Below are 21,791 nucleotides of genomic sequence, written 5' to 3'. Positions count from 1 at the left end.
CTCAGGCCGGACCCGCCTTGTACCCGACGCCGCGGACCGTCACGACGATCTCCGGGCGTTCGGGGTCGTGCTCGATCTTCGAACGCAGCCGCTGGACGTGGACGTTGACGAGACGGGTGTCACCCGCGTGGCGGTAGCCCCACACCTGCTCGAGGAGCACCTCGCGGGTGAAGACCTGCCACGGCTTGCGGGCCAGGGCCACGAGCAGGTCGAACTCGAGTGGCGTCAGGGACAACGGCCGGCCGTCGCGCTTGACCGAGTGCCCGGCAACGTCGATCTCGAGGTCGCCGATGGCGAGCTTCTCGGGGGCCGGCTCGTCGCCGCGGCGCAGCCGGGCGCGGACGCGGGCGATGAGCTCCTGGGGCTTGAACGGCTTGACGACGTAGTCGTCGGCGCCGGACTCGAGGCCGACGACGACGTCGACGGTGTCGGTGCGGGCCGTCAGCATGACGATCGGCACGCCGCTCTCGGAGCGGATGCGTCGGCACACCTCCATGCCGTCGAGGCCGGGCAGCATGACGTCGAGCAGGACCAGGTCGGCGTGCGACTCGCGGAAGGCGGACACCGCCTCGGCGCCGTCGGCCACGTGGGTGACCTCGAGCCCTTCGTTGCGCAGCACGATCCCGAGCATCTCGGCGAGTGCGAGGTCGTCGTCGACGACCAGTACCCGACCCTTCACGACACACTCCGTTCCCGGGACGACAGTGTCCCGTCCCCCGTAGTCCTTTGGCACATCATCACACAGGGAGGCGACGCGGCCGGTACGACGCGGGGACGCCGGCGCGGGCGGGTGCGGTCCGGGCAGAACGCCGCGAACCGGACGAACCGTCCGGCGGTCACGACCCGGCCTGTGTCAACCCTGCGTGACGTACCACTTCCCGCCGATGCGGACCGCCTTGAAGTTCGAGACGACGTCGGCCGCGAGCGCCGGCTCGGTCGTCACGCTCTCGAACGAGGCCTGGTCACCGGTGACGGTGGCCCCGCTGATCTTCAGGCCCCGGAACGCGCCGCCGAGCTCCTTGAGCTGGTCGAGCATCGGCGTGATCGTCTTGCTGCACGCCGCCGCCGCGCCCGGGATGCTCGAGATGGTCTTGCCCCCGGTGGCCATGAGCTCGCACACGGTCCGGCCGTCGCCCGCGACCATGGCGCCGAGCCACGAGGTCATCGCGGCCTCCGGCGTGGTCTGGTCGACCGGGGTCGGCGTGGCCGGGGTGGTGCTGTCGCCGGTGGCGCCGCTCGTGTCGGACGGAGTGTCGGACGGAGTGTCGGACGGGGACGGGGTGTCGGACGCCGTCGCGGGGGTCGAGGCGGCCGATGCGGCGGGCGTCGTGCTCGAGGTGGTGGGCGGGGTGGTGGCCTTGCTGCAGGCCGCGAGCGAGACGGAGAGCGAGAACGCCAGCACGGCGGTCGTGAGCTTCTTCATGGAGGGTCCCTGCCAGACGGTGGTGAGTTGGCGCCAATCCTCGCACGGTGGCCGCGGGCCGGGACCGGGCCGCAGGACCGATCGGGCCAAAACGGCCCAGCCGCAGGATGGAGCGGGGATGATCGGCCCGTGACGAGCGACACGACCCGCGCCGCGGCCGTCACCGGGACACCGGTGCCGGACGCCGCCGACGCCGCCGACGCCGCCGACGCCGCGGACGCCGCCGACACCTCGGACGCCCCGGGCACCGCCGACGCCCCGACCGTCGACGCGACGCGGCGCCCGCCGCTGCCCTACCGCGTGCGCCAGGCGCTGCCGGGCCTCGTGCTCCTCGCGGCGATCGTCCAGGTGGCGCGCCCCGTGTCCGACCCGGACACCTTCTGGCACCTGGCCGCCGGGGACCGGCTGCGCACGACGTGGGTGTTCAACGGCCCCGACCCGTGGAGCACGATGTCGACCCAGCCGTGGCGCCTGCACGAGTGGCTCCCCGAGCTGCTCATGAGCCTGGCCCAGCAGCTGCTCGGCCTGCCCGGCGTCGCGTGGCTGCTGCCGCTCGGGGTCGCCGGCATCGGCCTCGTGCTGTGGCGGGTCACGCGCCGTTGCGGCTCACTGCTCGTCTCGGCCGCGGTGACCGCCGTCGCTCTCGCGGCGATGAGCCAGAGCCTGTCGTTGCGCCCTCACCTGGTGACCTTCGCCCTCACCGCCGTGACGACGGGGGCCTGGCTGCGCTCCTGGCAGGACCGCCGGGCCCGCTGGTGGCTCGTGCCGCTGACGTGGGTCTGGGCCTGCTCGCACGGCATGTGGTTCATGGGGGTGCTCGTGGGCGTGGTGGCGCTCGTCGGCCTCGCCCTCGACCGACGCGTCGGCCGCCGTGAGTGGGGACGGCTCGCGCTCGTGCCACTGGCGTCGCTGGCCGTCGCGGCGCTGACGCCGACCGGGCCGGAGCTGCTGCTGTCGCCCTTCGCGGTGTCGGAGACGACGCAGTTCGTCCAGGAGTGGATGGCCCCCTCGATCAAGCAGCCCGGGTTCGCGTTCTTCGTCGGGATGGTCGGCGTGGTCGTCCTCGTGTGGGCGCGGTCGCGCTCCCGGGTGCCGTGGACGGACGTCCTGCTGCTCGTCCTCGGCACGGGCCTCGCCCTGCTCTACGCCCGGACGGTCGCCGTCGGTGCGGCGGTCGTGGCCCCGGGCGCCGCCGTCACGCTGCAGGGCCTGCTGCCCACGGCTCCCGAGCCGGTCGAGCGCCGCGAGGTCGGGTTCACCGTCGGCCTGGCCTCGCTCGGCCTCGTCGTGGCGGCCGTCGTCGTCGCGGTACGGGCCGTGCTGCCGGCCTGGGGTGCGACCGGTCTCGACCCGGCCATCGCCAGGCTGCCCGCCGGGACCGTCGTCTGCAACGACTACGGCATCGGCGGCTGGCTCATCTGGCGGCACCCGAACGTGCGTCCGGCCATCGACGGCCGCATCGAGGTCTACAGCCTCAGCCACGTGCGCGAGTACGTCGCCTTCTCCTCGGCCACCCCCGGGTGGACCGCCTACCTGACGCACACCGGCTGTCGCTGGGCGCTCGTGTCGGCCTCCTCCGCGACGTCGGAGGCCCTCCAGAAGCAGGCCGGCTGGCGCGTCGCGGACCGCGACTCCGAGTTCGTCCTGCTGCAGGCGCCTCCCGCGGGTCGCTGACGACCCGTGCGCTGACGCAGCGGTGCCGCCCGCCCCCGGTGGGGGCGAGCGGCACATGACGGGCAACCGGAGCGACCGGCGCGCCGCCGCAGCGGTCGCGTCAGTACCGGTAGTGCTCCGGCTTGTACGGGCCGGCGACGTCGACGCCGAGGTACTCGGCCTGGGCCTTGGTCAGCTCGGTCAGCCGCACGCCCAGGGCGTCGAGGTGCAGGCGGGCGACCTTCTCGTCGAGGACCTTGGGCAGGGTGTAGACCTGCTTGTCGTACTCGCCGGTCTTCGTGAACAGCTCGATCTGGGCGATCGTCTGGTTGCTGAAGGAGTTGCTCATGACGAAGCTCGGGTGCCCCGTGGCGTTGCCGAGGTTCATGAGACGGCCCTCGGACAGCACGATGATCGAGCTGCCGGACTCGAAGGTCCACTCGTGCACCTGCGGCTTGATCTGCGTCTTGACGACGCCGGGCACGCGGGCCAGCCCCGCCATGTCGATCTCGTTGTCGAAGTGGCCGATGTTGGCCACGATCGCCTTGTTCTTCATCTGCTGCATGTGCTCGGCCGTGATGACGTCCTTGCAGCCGGTCGTCGTGACGAAGATGTCGGCGACGTCGACGACGTCCTCGAGGCGGGCCACCTGGTAGCCCTCCATCGCGGCCTGGAGCGCGCAGATCGGGTCGACCTCGGTGACGATGACCCGGGCGCCCTGGCCGGCGAGGCTCTGCGCGCAGCCCTTGCCGACGTCGCCGTAGCCGGCCACGACCGCGACCTTGCCGCCGATGAGCACGTCGGTGGCCCGGTTCAGGCCGTCGATGAGCGAGTGGCGGCAGCCGTACTTGTTGTCGAACTTGCTCTTGGTCACGGCGTCGTTGACGTTGATCGCCGGGAAGAGCAGCTCACCGGCCTCGGCGAGCTGGTAGAGACGGTGGACGCCGGTCGTCGTCTCCTCGGTGACGCCCTTGATGCCGGCCGCGACGCGCGTCCACTTCTGCGGGTCGGCCGCGACGGTCGCGCGGACGAGCTCCTTGAAGACGCCGAACTCCTCGGAGTCGGACTCGTCGTTGGGCGGGACCTGGCCCGCCTTCTCCCACTCGACGCCCTTGTGGACGAGCATCGTGGCGTCGCCGCCGTCGTCGAGGATCATGTTCGGGCCCTCGCCGTTCGGCCAGGTGAGGATCTGGTCGGTGCACCACCAGTACTCCTCGAGCGTCTCGCCCTTCCAGGCGAACACCGGCGCCCCCTCGGGCGCGTCGGCCGTTCCGTTCGGACCGACGACGACCGCCGCAGCGGCCTCGTCCTGGGTGGAGTAGATGTTGCAGCTGGCCCAGCGGACCTCGGCACCGAGCGCGGTCAGCGTCTCGATGAGGACGGCCGTCTGGACGGTCATGTGGAGCGAGCCGGCGATGCGGGCGCCCCGGAGCGGCTGTGCGTCGGCGTACTCGGCGCGCAGGGCCATGAGGCCCGGCATCTCGTGCTCGGCGAGCCGGAGCTGGTGGCGTCCGGCCTCGGCGAGGCTCAGGTCGGCAACCTTGTAGTCGAAGGACATGGGTGATCGCTTCCTCTGGTGGTCGGTGTGCAGACCCGGCGCGCCCCTCTGGGCCATCGTTCGCGGGTCATCACCCACGCCGGCAGTCCCCCAGTCTAGCGAGGCCTCGCGGAGCAGCCCAACGACCGTGTCGAGCCCGGGCTCGGGTCAGTGGGTGGCAGTCCTGCGGCGCCGGGGGACGACGTGGAGCAGCGCGACGAGCGCGGCCCCGACGACGAGCCCGATGACGGCAGAGGCGAGGGTGTTGACGAACCACGCCAGGACCCCGCCGACGCCGGGCACGCCGGCAACGCCCTCCTCGAGGTGGCGCACCCCTGCGTACAGCGCGTGCCAGCCGAGCTCGTCGACGCCCACGAGCAGGATGTGGCCGCCGACCCAGAGCATCGCCGCGATGCCGACCGTCGCGAGCACGGACAGCAGCCTCGGCATGCCCTTGACGAGGGCCCGGCCGAGCCGCTGCGAGCCGCCGGACTCGCGTTCGGCGAGCGACAGGCCGACGTCGTCCATCTTGACGATGAGCCCGACGACGCCGTAGACGAGCGCCGTGATGAGCAGCGCGACGATGACGAGGATGACGGCCCGCGACAGCAGCGGCTCCTGCTCGACCTCGTTGAGGGCGATGACCATGATCTCGGCCGACAGGATGAAGTCGGTGCGGACGGCACCGGCCACCACGACCTGCTCGTCGACCTCGCCCGGCTCCCCCACCTCCTCGTGGTGGCCCGAGACGAGCTCCCACACCTTCTCGGCGCCCTCGTAGGACAGGTAGGCACCGCCGACCATGAGGACCGGGGTGAGCAGCCACGGCAGGAACTGGCTGAGCAGCAGGATGACGGGAAGGATGATGAGCAGCTTGTTGCGCAGCGAGCCGACCGCGATCTTCTTGATGATCGGCAGCTCGCGCTCGGGGTGCAGCCCCTGCACGTAGCGCGGGGTGACGGCGGTGTCGTCGACGACGACGCCCGTGGCCTTGATGCTCGCCCTCGTCGCGGCCGCGCCGACGTCGTCGACGGAGGCGGCCGCGAGCTTGGCGAGCGCCGCGATGTCATCGAGGAGCGCTACGAGTCCACCTGCCATGCGCACAGCCTAGGGCGCGTCCCAGCGTGCTCTCAGGGACGGGTCGTGCCGTCCCGGGTGGGCGGGTCGACGGCGAGCCCGAGGAGGGCGTTCTCGACGACCTCCGCGAGGGCCGGGTGGATCCAGTACTGTCCGCGTCCGACGTCGTGGACGTGCGCGCCGGTCGCCATGGCCTGCACGAGCGGCTGCACGAGGCTCGTCGCATGGGGTCCGAGCAGGTGGGCGCCGAGCAGCCGCCCGGACCGCGGGTCGGCGACGAGCTTGCAGACGCTCGTCGTGTCCTCCATCGCCCACCCGTAGGCGGTGTCGCCGTAGTGCTGGACGGCGGTGACGTGTGCCAGGCCGGCGTCGACGCAGGCTTGCTCGCTGAGGCCGACGGTCGCGATCTGCGGGTGGCTGAAGATGCCGGAGGGCACGTGCGCGTGCGGGAGCCGGTGCAGGTCCTCGGGGTGCGCGAGGTTGTGCGCGACGGCCCGGGCCTCGGCGTTCGCGACGTGCTTGAGCTGCCACGGCGAGCTGACGTCGCCCAGGGCCCAGACGCCGGGCAGGTTGGTGCGGCCGTACTCGTCCACGGCGACGCGGCCGTCGTCGTGCAGTCGCAGCCCCACGGCGTCGGCGCCGAGGTCGTCGGTGTTGGGCCGGCGACCCGTGGCCACGAGCAGGAGGTCGCCCTCGACGGTGGCGCCACCCAGCAGGTGCACCCGCACGCCACGGCACGGCCCGGCGAGCCGCTCGACCGCCGTGACCTCGACGCCGGTGCGCACGTCCCACTGCTCACGCGCGAGGTCGGTGAAGCGCTGGGAGATCTCGGTGTCGAGATGGCGCAGCAGCTGCGAGCCGCGCGCGAGGACCGTGACGTGCACGCCGAACGCGGAGAAGACGTGGGCCATCTCGGCCGCGATGAACCCGCCGCCGATGACGACCATCCGCCGTGGCAGCTCGTCGATGCGCATGACGGTGTCGGACGTGTGGAACGGCACCCCCGACGCCGTGACGACGTCCGGGACGACGGGCCGCGCGCCCGCGGCGACGACGACCTGGTCCGCGGTCACCACCTCGGTCCCTCCGGCGTGCAGCCGGACCGTCAGCTCGCGGTCACCCGTGAACCGGGCGTGTCCGAGGAGTGCCGACGTGTTCGGGCCCTCCTGCCGGTAGCGCAGCCCACCCTCGGAGATCGGGTCGATGCGTCCGAACACCCGGTCGCGCACGTCCCGCCAGCGCACGCCGTCGAGGGTGGCGTCGACGCCGTAGCGGGCGGCCGAGCGCACGGAGTCGGCCACCTCGGCGGCATAGACGAACATCTTCGTCGGGATGCACCCGACGTTGATGCACGTGCCCCCGAAGATGCCGCCCTCGATGACGGCGACGCGCTTGCCGGCGAGGTCGGGGGTGACGAGCGAGTTGCCGCTGCCGCTGCCGATGATGGCGAGGTCGTAGTGGGCCACGGTCGCAGCCTACGGAGGCGCGGGCGGTCCGCCGGGTCAGGCACCCCGGGACCCGGGCCGTCGCCCGGTGCGGCTCAGCGGCTGCGGGCCCCCCGCAGGAGCTCGACGTGGGGCGAGGTGGCCGGGTCGAAGCCCAGGCCGAGCGCGAGGTACGTGGCGGCGAAGTCGGTGAGCGCGACGTGGTGGGCGAAGCGCAGCAACGGGTCGGTGGCCGGCGCGTCGACGAGGGAGACGCGCACGCCGGCGTCCTCGGCGACGGACACGATGGTCGCGGTCAACCGCTCGTCGGCGCCGTCGCTCGTGTCGCGGAGCATGATGAGCCGCAGCGGGGGCCGCGTCGGTCCGTCGAGGAACGGGTCGGCGAAGATGTCCTCGGCCCCACCGTCGGCGCCGCCGCCGGACAGCGGCCCGTCGAAGCACGCGACGATCTGGCTGGCCGCGTCGGGCAGTGCGCCGTGGGCCACGGGGACACGGCCGGTCCGGCCGAACATCCCCGCCGCGCGGCGGGCTGCGACGCCGCCGAACGGTCCCTCCCCCAGGACGATCGGCGCGGACTCGGCGATCTCGGTGGCCAGGACCTTGGCGGGGTTGACGAACGACTCCGACGAGGGTCGCGCCTCGGTGGCGCACCGGTCGAGCACGTCGGCGAGCGCCCCGAGCGTCTCGGTCCCCGCGGGCGCGATGCCGAGCGCGTCGGCGGCGAGGAGGGTGGGCGTCGCCTGCGCCCACATCGACGTGCGTGACGAGGACCCCGAGACGGGGATCGGCACGTGGACGCCGCGCGCCCGGGCGCTGACCTCGGCCAGGGGCGAGTCGGCCGCGCCGATGGTCAGCAGGGAGGCGCCCCGCCGCTGCGCCTCGGCGGCGAGGGCGAGGGCGCCGGCGGCGCGGCCCGACTGCGACACGGCGATGACGAGGTCGAGCGAGCCCACCCAGCCCGGCAGCGGCCCGGCGGAGCAGCTCTGCACCGGCAGGGACGCCCCGGCGCAGGCGAGCGCCTCGAAGAGGTCCGCGACGGCCGCCGAACCGCCGGCCGCCGCGACGACGACACCGCGGGGCTCGACGTCACGCAGCCGCTCGAGCCCCGCGTCGGAGGCCGCCTCGAGGGACCGACGCACCTGGGCTCCGGCCGAGGCGAGCGCGCGCAGGGTGTCGCTACGGTCCAGGGCCGCGAGCGTCCCCTCGTCGTCGAGGCGGGTCTCGTCGAACACGGCGCCGACCGCGTCAGCCGTCGGTGCGCCGGGCGAGGTCGACGAGCAGCACGGGCACCCCGGACTCGACCGGGTAGGCGAGATGGTCGGTGGCACAACGCAGCTCGGGCGTCTCGCCCGACCCCGAGTCGTGCGTCGCGTCGGTCAGCTCGCCCTTGCACTTCGGGCAGCGGAGGATGGCGCGCAGCCACGGCTCGATGGTCTGCTGGGTGGTCACGATGCGTCTCCTGTGTCGGTCGGGTCCGTCATCGCGTCCGCCACACCGTCGCCGGACCGGATCAGGGCGAGCATCTCGTCGCGGACGCGCTCCATGGTCTCACGGTCGGCGGCCTCGACGTTGAGCCGCAACAGCGGCTCGGTGTTGGAGGCGCGGACGTTGAACCACCACATCGGCTCGGTGCCCTCGGGGCAGGTGACGGTGAGGCCGTCGAGCTCGTCGGTGCCGGCGCCGCGGACCGTCGCCCACGCCCGCACCTGCTCGACGACGGCGGCCTGGTCCTCGACGGTGGAGTTGATCTCGCCGGAGGCGACGTAGCGCTCGTACTCGCTGCACAGACGCGACAGCGGGTCGTCCTGCTCGCCGAGGGCCGCGAGGACGTGCATCGCCGCCAGCATCCCGGTGTCGGCGAACCAGAAGTCGCGGAAGTAGTAGTGCGCCGAGTGCTCGCCGCCGAACACGGCTCCGGCGCGGGCCATCTCGGCCTTGATGAAGGAGTGGCCCACGCGGGTGCGCACCGGGTTGGCGCCGTTCTCGGCGACGACCTCGCGGACCGCCGCGCTGGAGATGACGTTGTGCACGATGGAGACCTCGCGGTCGCCGCCCTCGCGCGCCCGGGCGATCTCGCGCGCCGCGACGAGGCCGGTGATCGCGCTCGGCGACACGGGCTCGCCGTCGGCGTCGACGACGAAGCAGCGGTCGGCGTCGCCGTCGAACGCCAGACCGATGTCGGCGCCGTGCTCGCGGACCGCGGCCTGCAGGTCGACGAGGTTGGCCGGGTCGAGCGGGTTGGCCTCGTGGTTGGGGAACGTGCCGTCGAGCTCGAAGTACATCGGCACGACCTCGAGCGGCAGCTCTGGCAGTCCGGCACCCGTGCCGAGGACGGCCGGGACGGTGTGCCCGCCCATGCCGTTGCCCGCGTCGACGACGACCTTGAGCGGCCGGCAGCCGGACAGGTCCACGAGCGAGCGGAGGAAGCCGGCGTAGTCACCGAGCAGGTCGCGGGTCGTGACGTTGCCCGGCCCCCCCACCGGCTCGGCCAGGCCGGTTCCGCCGTCGAGCAGCCACTGGGCGAGGTCGCGGATCTCCGCGAGCCCGGAGTCCTGGCCGACCGGGCGGGCTGCGGAGCGGCACATCTTGATGCCGTTGTACTGGGCCGGGTTGTGGCTCGCGGTGAACATCGCGCCCGGCAGGTCGAGGGCGCCGCTGGCGTAGTAGAGACCGTCGGTCGAACACAGGCCGACGTGGACGACGTCGACGCCGCGCGAGGTCACTCCGGCCGCGAACGCCTGCGACAGCTCGGGCGAGCTCGGCCGCATGTCGTGCCCGATGACGACAGCCGCGCTGCCGTCCGGGATGGCGACAACCTCCGCGAACGCGGCGCCGATGGCGCGGGCCACCTCGGGCGAGAGCTGGTCAGGGACGATCCCCCGGACGTCGTAGGCCTTGACGAAGTCGACGAGATGAGGCACGCGCCCACCCTAGTGGTCAGCCGTCGCGCAGGATGCGCAGGTGCCCGCGCCGGCCGGACTCCACGACACCGGCCTGGGCCTCGGCCGCCGCCTGGCCCCGGGGTTCGGCGCGCTCGCCCGGGGTCGGCTGACGCGACTGACTCGGCTGACGCGGCTGGCGCGGACGGGCAGCCTCGCGGACCGCGTCGGCGAGGGCGAGCAGGTCGTCACCGGCCAGCTGCGGCTCGGGGAACTCCCCACCGACGCGCACGACGTCCCAGCCGCGCGGGGCCGTCATGCGCTCGGCGTGCTCGAGGCACAGGTCGTAGGTGTGCGGCTCGGCGTAGGTGGCGAGCGGGCCGACGACGACGGCACGGTCGGCGTAGGCGTAGGTCAGGGTCGCAACCGCAGGGCGCGCGCACCCCGTCTTCGAGCAACCACGAGTCAGACCCACGTCGCGGGACTCTAGTCGCCCGGTCGGACGAGGACGAATCACCACGCCGTGGACGCGACGGCGTCCCTGCCGCCGGTCCGCCACTCCTCGCGTCCCGACCGGCCGCGCCGACCCGTCGATCTAGAGTGGGACCGTGAGCACCTCCGGCACCACCCCGGGCGCGGGACCCGACACCGGGCGCGACCCGTCCGAGCGCACGGACCCGGACTCCGGACGCAGCGCCGCCGCCTCCCGGCGCCCGCTCCCCCGTCGGCGCGACCGGCACGGGCGCGGCAGGCGCGGACCGCTCGCCTGGCCGCCCGTCCCGGCGATGGTCTCCCGCCGCGACGAGTTCGACGACTACGTGCTCGATGCCGCGGCCCGGCTCGAGGCCACCTGCGGGCGCGCCTTCCCCGCAGTCGAGTTCGCGGTCGAGGACGTCCCGCGCGGACCTGCGGCCTGGGACCACCGCGAGGTGCCGCTGGGCCGCCTCTTCCCCGCCACGGGTGCCCGGCCGGCGCGGATCGTCGTCTACCGCCGCCCGGTCGAGACCCGCGTCTCGGACCGGCGTGACGTCGCCGCGCTCGTCGCCGACATCGTCACCGAGCAGGTTGCCGGCCTCCTCGGCGTCGCCCCCGAGGAGCTCGACCCCGGCTTCGGCGACTGACGAGGCCCTGCGTCGCGGCGGCCATCTCGCCGGGCGACGTCGGGCAGCCTGCGCCGGTCAGTTGCGCACCTGGCGCACCGGGACGGACAGGGCCCGGACCGGGGCCGACTGGACGGCGGCGATGGAGAACGTCGGCACACCGCCGTCGGTTCCGGCGACCGAGACGGCGCCGCGGACGTCACCGCTCGTCGGCACGACCCAGACGCTGTCGGCGTCGCCGAGGTCGGTGGCCACGGTCGAACCGGCCGGGACGTCGACCGTCGTCGTGCGAGCGGCGTCCCCCGTGCCGGTGCGCACCTGCGCACGGGCCGCGGTCTGGCCCGACGTCAGGAGGAGACGCTTGGTCGTGCCCGTGAGTCCCGGCAGCAGGACCCCGCCGAGACCGGTGAGGCGCGGCGTCGCCGCGGTCCAGGCGAAGTCGCCCATGCGGTCACCGGTCGAGGCACGCCGCTCGGTCCAGGCGCCGGCCACGACGGGCTGGTCGGACCGGACCCCGAGACCGAACGCGCCGGACGCGCGCTGGATGGGCACGTCGAGGGTCGACCCGGCGGGCACCCGGACCGCGCGCAGCTCGTCGGGCTGGACCGGTCCGGCGTCGGTGAGCAGGCTCAGGCGGACGAGCGCCTCGGTGTCACCGGGGTTGGCGACGCGGGCCCACACCGAGCCCGACGCGTCGATCCCCGGCACGACGAGGTCGGTCCCCGGCGGGGCGGCGCGGGTGGCGTCGTCGATGCCGCGTGCCGTTGCACCGTCGATCCACTGCTCGTCGAGCACGGCGGACAGGACGCCACCGGTGGCGGTGACGTGGGCGACGGGGCTGGCGAGGTCGGGCGCGAGCGCGTCGAGCGAGACGACCGCGCGCGCGTGCGGCTCGACCGAGATCGTGCGGTCGTCCAGGCCGGCCACCCGACCGCGCGCGCCGAACACCTCGAGCGAGGCGGTCACGGCATTGGCCCCGGGGTTGCCGAGGATGACCCGCTCCGTGCGGGACGGACCGGCACCCCCGCCGACGAGCCAGACGTCGGACGAGGGCAGCTGGCACGGCGTCACGGCCAGGCCCCGGTCGTCGTCGCCGGTGTGCTTCCACACCTGGGTCGCGACGAGGCCCGGGGCCAGTCCCCTGGTGGCTCGGGCGAGGACGCTGTCGGCCGTCTTCACGGTGGCGGTCACGGCCGAGCCCGCGGCACCGCCCTGGCCGAGCCCGGACGCGTCGCTGCCGGACAGCAGCGTGAGCGCGCCACCGCTCGGTGCCCCGGCGACGACCCCGGGGTCCGGGGCGGACGCGGCGACCGTGACGTCCGCCTCGACGTCGCGCAGGCCCACGGCGCCGAGCCGCTGCTGGCCGGGGCACACGAGCGTCGAGTCGTCGACGAGGACGCTGGAGGTCTCGGGCAGGCCCGCGCGGTCCCCGGTCGCCGCCAGCTGGAGCGAGCCGCTGACGTGGGTGGCACCGACGGCCGCGCCGGCCGCGACGACGGCCACCGCGACGGACCGGATGATGCCCGCGGCCCTGCTCATGCGCGCCTCCTCGAGCGACGGTTGCCGAAGGGCAGCGCCATGAACACGACGAACGCGAGCAGCGCACCCTGTCCGAGACGCCACCAGGGCTGCGCCGCCGCGAGGTCGACGCGCAGGGCGCCCGGCGCCGACGGCACGACGTAGGTGGGTTGCGCAGCGCCGGGCACGGGGGGCAGGACCGCGCCGTCGTAGCTGACGACGGCGTGCCGGGCCCACTCGGCCGGCTCGGCGAGGACGAGGCGTCGCTCGCCGGTCGCGGCGGGCAGCGAGGTGTCGACGGCGGCGTGCGGTCCGACGGTCGGGACGACGGCGAGCAGGCCGCCCGAACCGTCGACGAGGCGGGCGCGCGACGGCGCCGTGGCGTCCTCGGCGCCCTGGGCCGCAGGCAGGGCCCGCACCTTCCAGAGGACGCCGTGCTGGCCGCTGCCCAGTCGGCTCAGCCCCTCGGCCGCGTCGAGCCGGCGCGCGAGCGGGCTGTCGGCCCCACCGGTCACCTGGACGAAGCCGATGCCGAGCCGGGCGAGGGACGACGCGTCGAGGGCATCGGCGGCCCGGCCACCGACGATGGCGGCGACGGCCGACACGAGGGGCGCGTCGTCGGCGTCGGGACGTCGGTCGAGGTCGCGCAACAGCTCACCGGGCTCCTGCCCGGCCAGGACGAAGTCGACGACGTCGTCGGACGGGCGCAGCAGCAGCAGGCGGTTGCCGAGCGGGCCGGTGGCCTGGTCGACGGCGACCGCGGGCAGCGTCGCCTCGCCGACGGACAGCGTCCGGCCGGCCCCCCGGACCGCCCAGACGCCGGCACCGGCGAGGACCGACCCCACGACGAGCACGACGGCCGCGACGGCCCCGGCCGGCCGCAGCCGTCCGTGGCCGCGACGCAGGTGTCCGAGGACGGCCCGACTGCCCGCGAGGAGCCCGACGAGCAGGCCCACGAACCACAGCTGGAGCCCGACCCCGGCCCACAGGTGCGCGGCCGCCGACGTGCCGACGCCGGTCTCGGCGGAGCCGAGGACGACGCGCGAGCCGCCGAGCGCGGCAGCGAGGCCGGCGACCGCGAGCAGCCCGCCGACGGCAAGCCCGACCGACTCGGTCCGGGTCCGGGCCCGAACTGCGAACCCGGCGACCCCGAGGAGGACGACGGGTGCCACGAGCCACGCGGTCCACGACGAGGCACCCGGCTGCCCGAGGACGAGCGCCACCGGCGCCCAGGGGCCCGCGTCGGACCCGGTGGCCACGAGGCCGGGGCCTGACAGCAGGAGGTGCCAGTCCTCGACGAACCGAACCACCCACGGGCCGAGCAGCGCGGTGGGCACGACGAGCAGGACGAGGGCACGCGCGCGGCGCAGCCCCGGCCCGAGCAGGAGCAGGAGGAGCGCGGCGGCGACCGAGACGGCCAGCAGCGGCGGCGCGAACGCGCCGGTCACCGCCGTGGCCAGGGCCGTGGCGAAGGTGGCGGTGAAGGTGCCGTCACGGCGGGCGGCGAGGGCGTACCCGGCGACGACGAACGGCAGCAGGACGTGCGCGACGGCGAGGGTGACGCGACCCTGGGCCGCGCCCGTGACCAGCACGGCCGAGGACCCCCACGCGAGCGCGGCCGTGCCGCGGGCGACCCGGGAGGTGGTGACGACGCGTCCGGCGAGGTAGGCCGACCACGTCGCGAGCACGGGCGCGAGGAACAGCAGCCAGGCGATCGTCACGCCGGCGCTGGACCGGCCGTCGGCGACTCCGGGGAGGCGCTCGGCCAGCCACGTCAGACCGGAGAGCACCGCGAGGTGGGGCCCGGCGTCGACCGCGGTGCCGAGGCCGGCGCCGTGCCACGCGTCGAGGAAGGAGTGCCACAGCCCGTCGGACCCGGTGGCGACGGGGCGCAGCTCGCCACCCGCCAGACCGGTGTGCGTCGGCGAGAGGCCACCGGCCCGGATGGTGTCGCGCCAGGCCGCGACGGCGGCGACGAGGGCGGCGAGGACGGCGAGGAACCCGGCGTGGGTCAGGACCCGTCGCCCGAGCGAGGCCGGCAGGTGCGCCAGGGAGTCGGTGTCCTCGGCGGTCGGTCCGGTCTCGGTGGTCGGCGCGGCCTCGCGGTGCGCGGCACGCTCGGGGGCGATGGCGTCCTGGAAGTGGTCGAGGGTCGTGCGCGCCGCGACGGACGGCGGCACGAAGAGCGTCGCCAGGTCGCCGCGGCGCAGGCGCTTGGTCGACCGGCCCCGCCACCTGGCCGCGGTCGTCGCGGCAGGGTGCAGCAGCGCGGAGGCGTCGGACAGCTCGCGCCACGCGAGCCGCGGCCGCTTGGCCACGAGGAGGCCAAGGGCGCCGAGGACGCTCGAGGCCGCGAGCCACACGGCGAGGAACGGCGCGAGCACCGGCGCGCAGCGGGCCAGGGTCACCTGTCTGGCGGCGCGACGGGAGCGGCGCTCGACCTCCCGCGGGCGCGGCCCCCCGGGCCGGGTGCCGTCGACGCCGGCGGACGCGTCCCGCACGACGGCGCCGGGGACGACGACGACGCGGTGGCCGGCCAGCTGGGCCCGCCAACCGAGGTCGAGGTCGGCCCCGTACTCGGTGAACGCGGGGTCGAACCCGCCGAGGTCGTCCCACACCGCCCGGCGCACGAGCATCCCCGCCGTGCTCACGGCAAGGACGTCGGTGCGGTGGTCGTACTGGCCCTGGTCGGCCTCGCCCCGCGTGGGGCGACCGAGCCGGCGGCCGGTACGGGTGATCTGGACGCCGAGCTCGACGAGGCGTCGCGGGTCGTCCCACGCGACGAGCTTGGGCCCGGCGATCCCCACGGACGGCGAGCGCAGCCCCTCCTCGAGGAGGCGGGCCAGCGCCGTCGGTGCCGGCGCGGTGTCGTCGTGCAGCACCCACACCCACTCCGGGCCGGTGCCCCCGGCGCCCGGGGCGACGGCGTGCAGCCGCTCCATGCCGGCCGCGATGGCGCGGCCCAGGGGGACCCGGGCCGGCAGACGCAGCACGTCCACGTGGGGCACGACCGCCCGGACGCGCCCGTGGGCCTGTGCGATCGCCGCCGACGTGTCGCTGCTCGCGACGTCGACGACGAGGAGACGGGCGGGCGGCAGTGTCTGGGTGGCGACCCCGTCCAGACACTGCGCCAGCCACGTCGCACCGTTGTGCACGACGACGATCGCGGCGACCTGCGCGCTGGGCCGGGGTCCGGTGGAGGGAGCGGACATCGACCCGTGCGCGGCGCCCCCGTGGGGGGCGCTGCGGTCATCGGCGAGCTCGTCGGGCACAGCGGTCACCTTCACCCGGACACCGGCTGGGGCCCGGGTCCTACGGCCACGGTCAGACCGCGCGCTTCTTCAGCTTGCGGCGCTCGCGCTCCGACAGACCGCCCCAGATGCCGAAACGCTCGTCGTTCGCGAGGGCGTACTCGAGGCACTCTGCGCGCACCTCGCACCCGACGCAGACCTTCTTGGCCTCGCGCGTGGAGCCGCCCTTCTCCGGGAAGAACGCCTCCGGATCGGTCTGGGCGCAGAGCGACCGCTCCTGCCAGGAGAGCTCGCCCTCCTCCGTCCCGACGTCCGACATGACCACCATCAGCTCGTGCATGACCCCTCCTCGACCCTGACTCTCTTGTGTGTCAGCACTCGCTGTACCCGGCGGCACCGTTCCCCTGGCAGATCGACCCACCGTTTCGTGAGCCCGTCGACCTCGGTACCGACCCCGACGAATACAACAATGAAATTACATGTGTGTCATACGCCCTACGTCAAGCCCGTTAGTGATATTCGCTCGATCTCGGTGAGGCGCTTTCCCGGCTGTGGTAGAACGGGTTCCGACCCGTCTTCGGACGCGGCTGCACGGGGCTGAGAGGATCGCTGCATGCGCATCACAGCCCTCGCCGGAGGCGTCGGCGGCGCCCGGTTCCTCCGCGGCCTGCTCCGCCACGTCCACTCCTCCGCGTCCGTCGTCGGTGACGAGCCGGTCGAGCTGACCGTCATCGGCAACACGGGTGACGACATCACGCTCTTCGGCCTGCGGGTCTGCCCCGACATCGACACGCTGCTCTACACGCTGGGCGGAGCCGTCCACGAGGGCCAGGGCTGGGGCCGTGCCGACGAGACGCACCACCTCGCCGAGGAGCTCGCCGCGCTCGGAGCGACGCCGCAGTGGTTCACCCTCGGCGACAAGGACTTCGGCACCCACGTCTACCGGTCGCAGCTGCTCGGTCAGGGCCGGCCCCTGTCGGCCGTCGTCGACCGGCTGGCCGCGCGGTGGGGGCTGCCCGAGCTGGGCGTGCGGCTGCTGCCGATGACCGACACCCCGGTCGAGACCCACGTCGTCGTCGAGCAGGACGGACAGCCGCGGGCGATCCACTTCCAGGAGTGGTGGGTCCGGCACCGCGCCGAGCTGCCGGCCGAGCGTTTCGTCGTGGCGGGGCTCGACGGCGCCGCCCCGGCCCCCGGCGTCCTCGACGCGATCCGCGAGGCCGACGTCGTCCTCCTGCCACCGAGCAACCCGGTCGTGTCGATCGGCATCGTCCTCGGGGTCCCGGGCGTCCGCGACGCGCTGCGCGGCAGCCGGGCCCCGGTCGTGGGCGTCTCACCCCTGGTCGGCGGGCGCCCGGTCCGCGGCCACGCCGACGTCTGCCTGCGCACCATCGGCGTCGAGGAGTCGAGCGCCGGTGTCGCCGGCCTCTACGCCGACTTCCTCGACGGCTGGCTCGTGGCCGAGGACGACCCGATGCCGCCGCAGCGCGGCCTGCAGGTGGTCCACCGCCCGCTGCTCATGAGCTCGCCCGACGCAGCCGCCGACCTGGCCGGGGCGGCGCTCGACCTGGCGCTGCGGCTGCGTCCCGCGAGGACCCCCGCGTGACGACGCACGACCCCGCGACGGCCGGGCACCCGACGTCCGACGCCGCCGTGCCGCGCCCGGTCAGCGTGCTGCCGCTCACCGGGATCCCCGAGGTGCGCGAGGGCGAGGACCTCGCCGACGTCGTGGGGACCGGGCTCCAGCACGCCGGGCTGCGCCTCGAGGACGGCGACGTCGTCGTCGTGTCGAGCAAGATCGCGAGCAAGTCCCTCGGCCTCGTGACGCACGACCCGGACAAGGACCGCGTCGTGCACGCCGAGACCGAGTACGTCGTCGCCGAGCGCTCGCTCGGGGACCGGGTGACCCGCGTCGTCCGGGCCAAGGCGGGCCCGATCATGGCAGCGGCCGGCGTCGACGGCTCGAACACGGGCGACCGCGGGGGCTGGCTGCTGCTGCCCCACGACCCGGACGGCATCTGCGCGGAGCTGCACGACGCGCTCGTCGCGCGGCACGGCGTCCGGGTCGGCGTCGTGCTGTCCGACACCGCGGGCCGCCCGTGGCGCGTCGGTCAGGTGGACTTCGCCCTGGGGGCGCACGGCGTACGGACGCTGGACGACCTCCGTGGCGCCACCGACGCGGACGGCAGACGCCTCGACGTCACCGCCCGGTGCATCGCGGACGAGGTGGCCGCGGCCGCCGACCTGGCCAAGGGCAAGGTCGCGGCGGTGCCGGTCGCGCTCGTGCGCGGACTCCACGACGCGCTCGTCGACGAGCCGCTCACGGCCCACCCCCGCGGCCGCGACCTCGTGCGCACCGGCCCCGGCGACTGGTTCGGCTACGGACGCGTCGAGGCCGTGCGAGCCGCCCTCGGGGTCGAGCCGGGAACCGCGGACGCCCTGGACGTCGGGATCCCGCCCGCAGGCGCGGACAGCCGCATCGGGTCGGTGTCCCGTGCGGTGCGCGCGGCGCTGCACGGCATCGAGTCCGGGACGGCGGACATCGGCCCGCTCACGGTGACGCTCGGTGCGGACAGCCCGCACGAGCTCGGCCGGGCGGTCGCCCGGCTCGAGGTGGCGCTGTGGGCCGAGGGGCTGCGCGGCGACGCCGACGTCCCGTCCGCCGACGGCCTGGCGGTGCTCGTGCACGTGTCGGCGCCGCCCGACGCGCGCTGAGCCCCGCACCGGGCGCGCACCGGGCCCGCACCGGGCCCGCGCCGGCCCGCGCCGGCCCGCGCTGAGCCTGCGCTGAGCCGGCGTTCAGCCGACGGTGAAGACGACCTTTCCGAAGACGTCGCCGTCGACCATGCGCTCGAACCCCTCGCGGGCATCCGCCAGCGGCAGGACCGAGTCGACGACCGGGGAGATGCCGGCCGTGACGACGAGCTGCGCGAGTCGGGCCAGCTCCTCGCGCGTGCCCATCGTCGAGCCGACGACGCGCAGCTGCTTGAAGAAGATCTTCGTCAGCTCCGCCTTCGGCGGGGCGTCGCCGGACGTGGCGCCCGAGATGACGATGCTGCCGCCCGGGCTCAGCGAGTTGACCGAGTGCGACCACGTCGCGGCCCCGACGGTCTCCATGACCGCGTCGACGCGCTCGGGGAGGCGCTCCCCCGACTCGAACACCCGGTCGGCGCCGAGGTCGAGCGCGCGGGCCCCGCGGGACTCGTCGCGCGAGGTCACCCACATCCGGTAGCCGGCCGCTGCGCCCAGCTGCACGAGGGCCGTGGCCACGCCGCCGCCCGCACCCTGGACGAGGACCGTGCCGCCGGGACGCACGCCCGAGTTCGTGAACAGCATCCGGTAGGCCGTGAGCCACGCCGTCGACAGGCAGGCCGCCGTCTCCCACGTCATGCCCTCCGGCTTGGGCACGAGGTTGGCCGTCGGCACGAGGACCTTCTCGGCGAGCGTGCCGTCGTGCAGCTCGGACAACAGCGTGCGCCGCGGGTCGAGCGTCTCGTCGCCGCGCCAGCCGTCCGAGGGCACGACGGCGTGGACGATGACCTCACGACCGTCCGGGTCCACGCCGGCACCGTCGCAGCCGAGGACCATGGGCAGGCGGTCGGCGGGCAGCCCCACCCCGCGCAGCGACCACACGTCGTGGTGGTTGAGCGCACTGGCTCGCAGGTCGACGACGGACCAGCCCGGACGCGCCTCGGGGGTGGGTCGCTCGCCGATGACGAGGCCGGAGAGCGGGTCGGACGCGGACTGACTGGCGGCGTAGGCGGCGAGCATTCCAGCACCATAGTGAGCGGGGCACCGGCGCGGCCCGGGTAGGGTGCGGGCCGTGACCGACGACACCCGTACCGCGACCGGCCCCCGCAGCGACGGCTCGCCCGCCCGCGGTACGAGCGGATCGGGCCACGCCCGCGGCCCGCGCGGCGTCGACGCCCGCACCGTCGCCCATGTCGCCGTCTTCGCGGCACTGCTCGTCGCGACGGCCGTCGTGCCCGGTGTCCCCGTCGGGGGCCTCGGGGTCCCCATCACGCTGCAGACCCTCGGGGTCCTGCTCACCGGCCTCGTCCTCGGGCCGGGTCGCGGCGCGCTGGCCGTGCTGGTCTACCTCGCCATCGGGTTCGTCGGGTTCCCGGTCTTCAGCAAGGGCCAGTCCGGGCTGCAGGTGCTGAGCGGACCGACCGCCGGGTACCTCGTGTCGTTCCTCCTCGCGGCCGCCGTCGCCGGCGCGGGCGCAGCCCTCGTCGTGCGCCGGGCCGACCGGCGCTGGTGGGTGCCGCTGCTGTTCGTCGTCGCGGCGCTCACCTCGGTGGCCGTCATCCACGTCCTCGGTGTGGCCGGTCTCGTCGCCAACCTGCACCTGCCGCTGTCGGCCGCCGTCACGGCAGACCTGCCGTTCCTGCCCGGCGACCTCGTCAAGGCGCTCGTCGCCGCCGTGGCCGCCGCGGCCGTGCACCGCGCGTTCCCGGACGTCCTCGTGCGCGCCGGGGTCCCGCAGCGCCGGGCGTGACTCCGACGAGCCGCATCCGCCTCGACGCCGCGACGGTCACCGTCCCGGTCGACGGCGACCCCGGTCGACGCGAACGCACCGTCCTCGGCCCCGTCGACCTGGACCTCACCGAACGACGCGTCACGGTCATCGGCGCCAACGGCTCGGGCAAGTCGACGCTGCTGCGCCTGCTCAACGGGCTCGTCCTGCCCACGACCGGCAGCGTCCAGGTCGACGGGCTCGACACCGGTCGGGACGGTGCCCGCGTCCGTCGACGCGTCGCCTTCGCCTTCACCGACCCGCTGTCCCAGCTCGTCATGCCGACCGGGCGAGAGGACGTCGAGCTGTCGCTGCGGCGCCTGCACCGGTCACGCGGTGACCGGCGGACGGCGGCGGAGGCGGTGCTCGCGCGGTTCGGCCTGCTCCACCTGGCCGACCGGAGCGTCCACGAGCTGTCCGGCGGCGAACGGCAGCTGCTGGCGCTCGCGGTCGTGCTGGCCACCGAGCCCGCGGTCCTCGTCCTGGACGAGCCGACGACGCTGCTCGACCTGCGCAACACCGCCCTGCTGCGCCGCCTCCTCGGCGGTCTGGAGCAGACGCTCGTCGTCGCGACGCACGACCTCGACCTCGCGCTCGACGCCGACCGAACCCTCGTCGTCGACGCCGGGCATGTCGTCTTCGACGGCTCGCCGGTCCCTGCCGTGGCTCACTACCGAGCCCTCGCCGAGCTCGCGTGAACGCCGGCGGGCTGTTCGCCGCCCACGTGCCCGGCAGCTCGCCGGTGCACCGGGCGCCCTTGTGGCTCAAGCTCGTCGGCGTGCTCCTCGTCGGTGCGACGCCGTGGTTCGCCCGGTCGCCGGCACCGCTGGTCGTGACGCTCGGGCTCGTCCTCGGGGCCGCCGCGCTGGCCCGCCTGCCCCTCGCCCGACTCGCACGGTCGGTGCGCGCGATCGCGCCCGTGCTCGTCCTGCTCCTCGCGTTCCAGTGGTGGGCCCAGGGGCCGGCCTACGCAGCACAGGTCGTCCTCGGGATCCTCGACGCCTACCTCGCCGCGGGCGTCCTCACGGCGACGACGCCGGTGACCGACCTGCTCGACGGCGTCGTCCGGGGCGCTCGCCCGCTGCGACGTGTCGTCGACCCGGAGGTCGTGGCCCTGACGCTCGGGGTCGTCATGCGCTCGGTCCCGTGGGTCGCGGGGTCGTTCTCGGCCGTCCGGGCAGCGGCGCTGGCCCGCGGCCTCGAACGCAGCCCGCGGGCGGTCGTCGTGCCCACGGTGCTGCACGTCGTGGCCTACGCCCGGTCCACCGGCGAGGCGCTCGCGGCCCGCGGGCTGACCGACCCCGACGACCACCCCGACGACCGCCCCGACGACCGCCCCGACGACGGCGCCTGACGGGTCCGGCGGGGCGGATCCGTCAGGCGTCGACG

The 21,791-nt window shown here is 74.8% G+C and carries 20 protein-coding genes; 7 read left to right on the top strand and 13 right to left on the bottom strand.

What is annotated here, in order from left to right; genetic code table 11:
• Window position 1 precedes the first annotated feature (1 nt).
• Together mtrA and ACR9ZK_RS02435 are read right to left on the bottom strand one after the other, a co-directional pair.
• Window positions 2–679, bottom strand: coding sequence for an MtrAB system response regulator MtrA (gene mtrA / locus ACR9ZK_RS02440; protein WP_481339785.1), 678 nt, complete (start codon window positions 677–679; stop codon window positions 2–4).
• 174 nt (window positions 680–853) lie between these two features.
• Window positions 854–1,423, bottom strand: coding sequence for a hypothetical protein (locus tag ACR9ZK_RS02435; RefSeq protein ID WP_481339782.1), 570 nt, complete (start codon window positions 1,421–1,423; stop codon window positions 854–856).
• A gap of 129 nt (window positions 1,424–1,552) precedes the next feature.
• On the opposite strand from ACR9ZK_RS02435, the gene ACR9ZK_RS02430 reads away from it, so the two are divergent.
• On the top strand, window positions 1,553–3,097 hold the full coding sequence (locus ACR9ZK_RS02430) for a hypothetical protein (protein ID WP_481339779.1): 1,545 nt from the start codon (window positions 1,553–1,555) through the stop codon (window positions 3,095–3,097).
• 100 nt (window positions 3,098–3,197) lie between these two features.
• Here the strand turns inward: ACR9ZK_RS02430 and ahcY are convergent, their stop codons facing one another.
• From ahcY to ACR9ZK_RS02395, 7 genes are all read right to left on the bottom strand, one after another.
• A complete protein-coding gene (gene ahcY / locus ACR9ZK_RS02425; RefSeq protein WP_481339777.1) occupies window positions 3,198–4,634 on the bottom strand; it encodes an adenosylhomocysteinase in 1,437 nt (478 codons plus the stop codon).
• Between the two features lie 147 nt (window positions 4,635–4,781).
• On the bottom strand, window positions 4,782–5,711 hold the full coding sequence (locus ACR9ZK_RS02420; RefSeq protein WP_481339772.1) for a DUF808 domain-containing protein: 930 nt from the start codon (window positions 5,709–5,711) through the stop codon (window positions 4,782–4,784).
• Between the two features lie 32 nt (window positions 5,712–5,743).
• A complete protein-coding gene (locus tag ACR9ZK_RS02415; protein WP_481339769.1) occupies window positions 5,744–7,156 on the bottom strand; it encodes a mycothione reductase in 1,413 nt (470 codons plus the stop codon).
• 74 nt (window positions 7,157–7,230) lie between these two features.
• The gene (locus tag ACR9ZK_RS02410) at window positions 7,231–8,367 is read right to left on the bottom strand and encodes an SIS domain-containing protein (protein ID WP_481339766.1); all 1,137 of its coding nucleotides are present in this window, start codon (window positions 8,365–8,367) and stop codon (window positions 7,231–7,233) included.
• 13 nt (window positions 8,368–8,380) lie between these two features.
• Complete coding sequence (locus tag ACR9ZK_RS02405) at window positions 8,381–8,584, bottom strand: Trm112 family protein (protein ID WP_481339764.1); 204 nt, start codon at window positions 8,582–8,584, stop codon at window positions 8,381–8,383.
• Window positions 8,581–10,056 carry a phosphomannomutase/phosphoglucomutase gene (locus tag ACR9ZK_RS02400; RefSeq protein ID WP_481339760.1) on the bottom strand — a complete coding sequence of 492 codons (1,476 nt, stop codon included), beginning with the start codon at window positions 10,054–10,056 and terminating at the stop codon, window positions 8,581–8,583. Before ACR9ZK_RS02400 ends, ACR9ZK_RS02405 begins: the two co-directional genes overlap by 4 nt.
• A gap of 16 nt (window positions 10,057–10,072) precedes the next feature.
• On the bottom strand, window positions 10,073–10,489 hold the full coding sequence (locus ACR9ZK_RS02395) for a DUF3499 domain-containing protein (protein ID WP_481339756.1): 417 nt from the start codon (window positions 10,487–10,489) through the stop codon (window positions 10,073–10,075).
• 133 nt (window positions 10,490–10,622) lie between these two features.
• Here ACR9ZK_RS02395 and ACR9ZK_RS02390 point away from each other — a divergent pair, with 133 nt between their 5' ends.
• A complete protein-coding gene (locus ACR9ZK_RS02390) occupies window positions 10,623–11,135 on the top strand; it encodes a metallopeptidase family protein (protein WP_481339751.1) in 513 nt (170 codons plus the stop codon).
• Window positions 11,136–11,192: 57 nt separating this feature from the next.
• Here the strand turns inward: ACR9ZK_RS02390 and ACR9ZK_RS02385 are convergent, their stop codons facing one another.
• The 3 genes from ACR9ZK_RS02385 to ACR9ZK_RS02375 are packed head-to-tail and all read right to left on the bottom strand — an operon-like array spanning window position 11,193 to window position 16,223.
• Window positions 11,193–12,653 carry a DUF5719 family protein gene (locus tag ACR9ZK_RS02385; RefSeq protein ID WP_481339746.1) on the bottom strand — a complete coding sequence of 487 codons (1,461 nt, stop codon included), beginning with the start codon at window positions 12,651–12,653 and terminating at the stop codon, window positions 11,193–11,195.
• The gene (locus ACR9ZK_RS02380) at window positions 12,650–15,904 is read right to left on the bottom strand and encodes a glycosyltransferase (protein WP_481339741.1); all 3,255 of its coding nucleotides are present in this window, start codon (window positions 15,902–15,904) and stop codon (window positions 12,650–12,652) included. The genes ACR9ZK_RS02385 and ACR9ZK_RS02380 overlap by 4 nt, the downstream gene beginning before the upstream one ends.
• Window positions 15,905–15,956: 52 nt before the next feature.
• Complete coding sequence (locus ACR9ZK_RS02375; protein ID WP_076258264.1) at window positions 15,957–16,223, bottom strand: WhiB family transcriptional regulator; 267 nt, start codon at window positions 16,221–16,223, stop codon at window positions 15,957–15,959.
• 273 nt (window positions 16,224–16,496) lie between these two features.
• Here ACR9ZK_RS02375 and cofD point away from each other — a divergent pair, with 273 nt between their 5' ends.
• A complete protein-coding gene (gene cofD / locus ACR9ZK_RS02370) occupies window positions 16,497–17,489 on the top strand; it encodes a 2-phospho-L-lactate transferase (RefSeq protein WP_481339732.1) in 993 nt (330 codons plus the stop codon).
• Window positions 17,486–18,598 carry a coenzyme F420-0:L-glutamate ligase gene (locus ACR9ZK_RS02365; protein WP_481339727.1) on the top strand — a complete coding sequence of 371 codons (1,113 nt, stop codon included), beginning with the start codon at window positions 17,486–17,488 and terminating at the stop codon, window positions 18,596–18,598. Before cofD ends, ACR9ZK_RS02365 begins: the two co-directional genes overlap by 4 nt.
• 84 nt (window positions 18,599–18,682) lie before the next feature.
• On the opposite strand, the gene ACR9ZK_RS02360 is transcribed toward ACR9ZK_RS02365, so the two are convergent.
• Window positions 18,683–19,654 carry a zinc-binding dehydrogenase gene (locus ACR9ZK_RS02360; protein WP_481339722.1) on the bottom strand — a complete coding sequence of 324 codons (972 nt, stop codon included), beginning with the start codon at window positions 19,652–19,654 and terminating at the stop codon, window positions 18,683–18,685.
• 52 nt (window positions 19,655–19,706) lie between these two features.
• Between ACR9ZK_RS02360 and ACR9ZK_RS02355 the strand changes: the two genes are divergently transcribed.
• Genes ACR9ZK_RS02355 through ACR9ZK_RS02345 form a run of 3 tightly spaced genes read left to right on the top strand, consistent with a single transcriptional unit; the run spans window position 19,707 to window position 21,756 of the window.
• The gene (locus ACR9ZK_RS02355; RefSeq protein ID WP_481339717.1) at window positions 19,707–20,384 is read left to right on the top strand and encodes a biotin transporter BioY; all 678 of its coding nucleotides are present in this window, start codon (window positions 19,707–19,709) and stop codon (window positions 20,382–20,384) included.
• A complete protein-coding gene (locus ACR9ZK_RS02350) occupies window positions 20,381–21,100 on the top strand; it encodes an energy-coupling factor ABC transporter ATP-binding protein (protein WP_481339715.1) in 720 nt (239 codons plus the stop codon). The genes ACR9ZK_RS02355 and ACR9ZK_RS02350 overlap by 4 nt, the downstream gene beginning before the upstream one ends.
• The gene (locus ACR9ZK_RS02345; protein WP_481339712.1) at window positions 21,097–21,756 is read left to right on the top strand and encodes a CbiQ family ECF transporter T component; all 660 of its coding nucleotides are present in this window, start codon (window positions 21,097–21,099) and stop codon (window positions 21,754–21,756) included. The genes ACR9ZK_RS02350 and ACR9ZK_RS02345 overlap by 4 nt, the downstream gene beginning before the upstream one ends.
• Window positions 21,757–21,791: the final 35 nt, after the last annotated feature.

Source organism: Monashia sp. HAY1-5C (genome assembly GCF_056755255.1).
The sequence above is the reverse complement of the archived record's forward strand: the minus strand, read 5'-3'. Positions and strand labels throughout refer to the sequence as shown.

What these genes read in the sequence shown, in the direction of transcription:
- ACR9ZK_RS02435 (WP_481339782.1), bottom strand. Translation starts at nt 1,423, where the DNA reads ATGAAGAAGCTCACGACCGCCGTGCTGGCGTTCTCGCTCTCCGTCTCG.
- ahcY (WP_481339777.1), bottom strand. Translation starts at nt 4,634, where the DNA reads ATGTCCTTCGACTACAAGGTTGCCGACCTGAGCCTCGCCGAGGCCGGA.
- ACR9ZK_RS02420 (WP_481339772.1), bottom strand. Translation starts at nt 5,711, where the DNA reads ATGGCAGGTGGACTCGTAGCGCTCCTCGATGACATCGCGGCGCTCGCC.
- ACR9ZK_RS02385 (WP_481339746.1), bottom strand. Translation starts at nt 12,653, where the DNA reads ATGAGCAGGGCCGCGGGCATCATCCGGTCCGTCGCGGTGGCCGTCGTC.
- ACR9ZK_RS02375 (WP_076258264.1), bottom strand. Translation starts at nt 16,223, where the DNA reads ATGCACGAGCTGATGGTGGTCATGTCGGACGTCGGGACGGAGGAGGGC.
- cofD (WP_481339732.1), top strand. Translation starts at nt 16,497, where the DNA reads ATGCGCATCACAGCCCTCGCCGGAGGCGTCGGCGGCGCCCGGTTCCTC.
- ACR9ZK_RS02360 (WP_481339722.1), bottom strand. Translation starts at nt 19,654, where the DNA reads ATGCTCGCCGCCTACGCCGCCAGTCAGTCCGCGTCCGACCCGCTCTCC.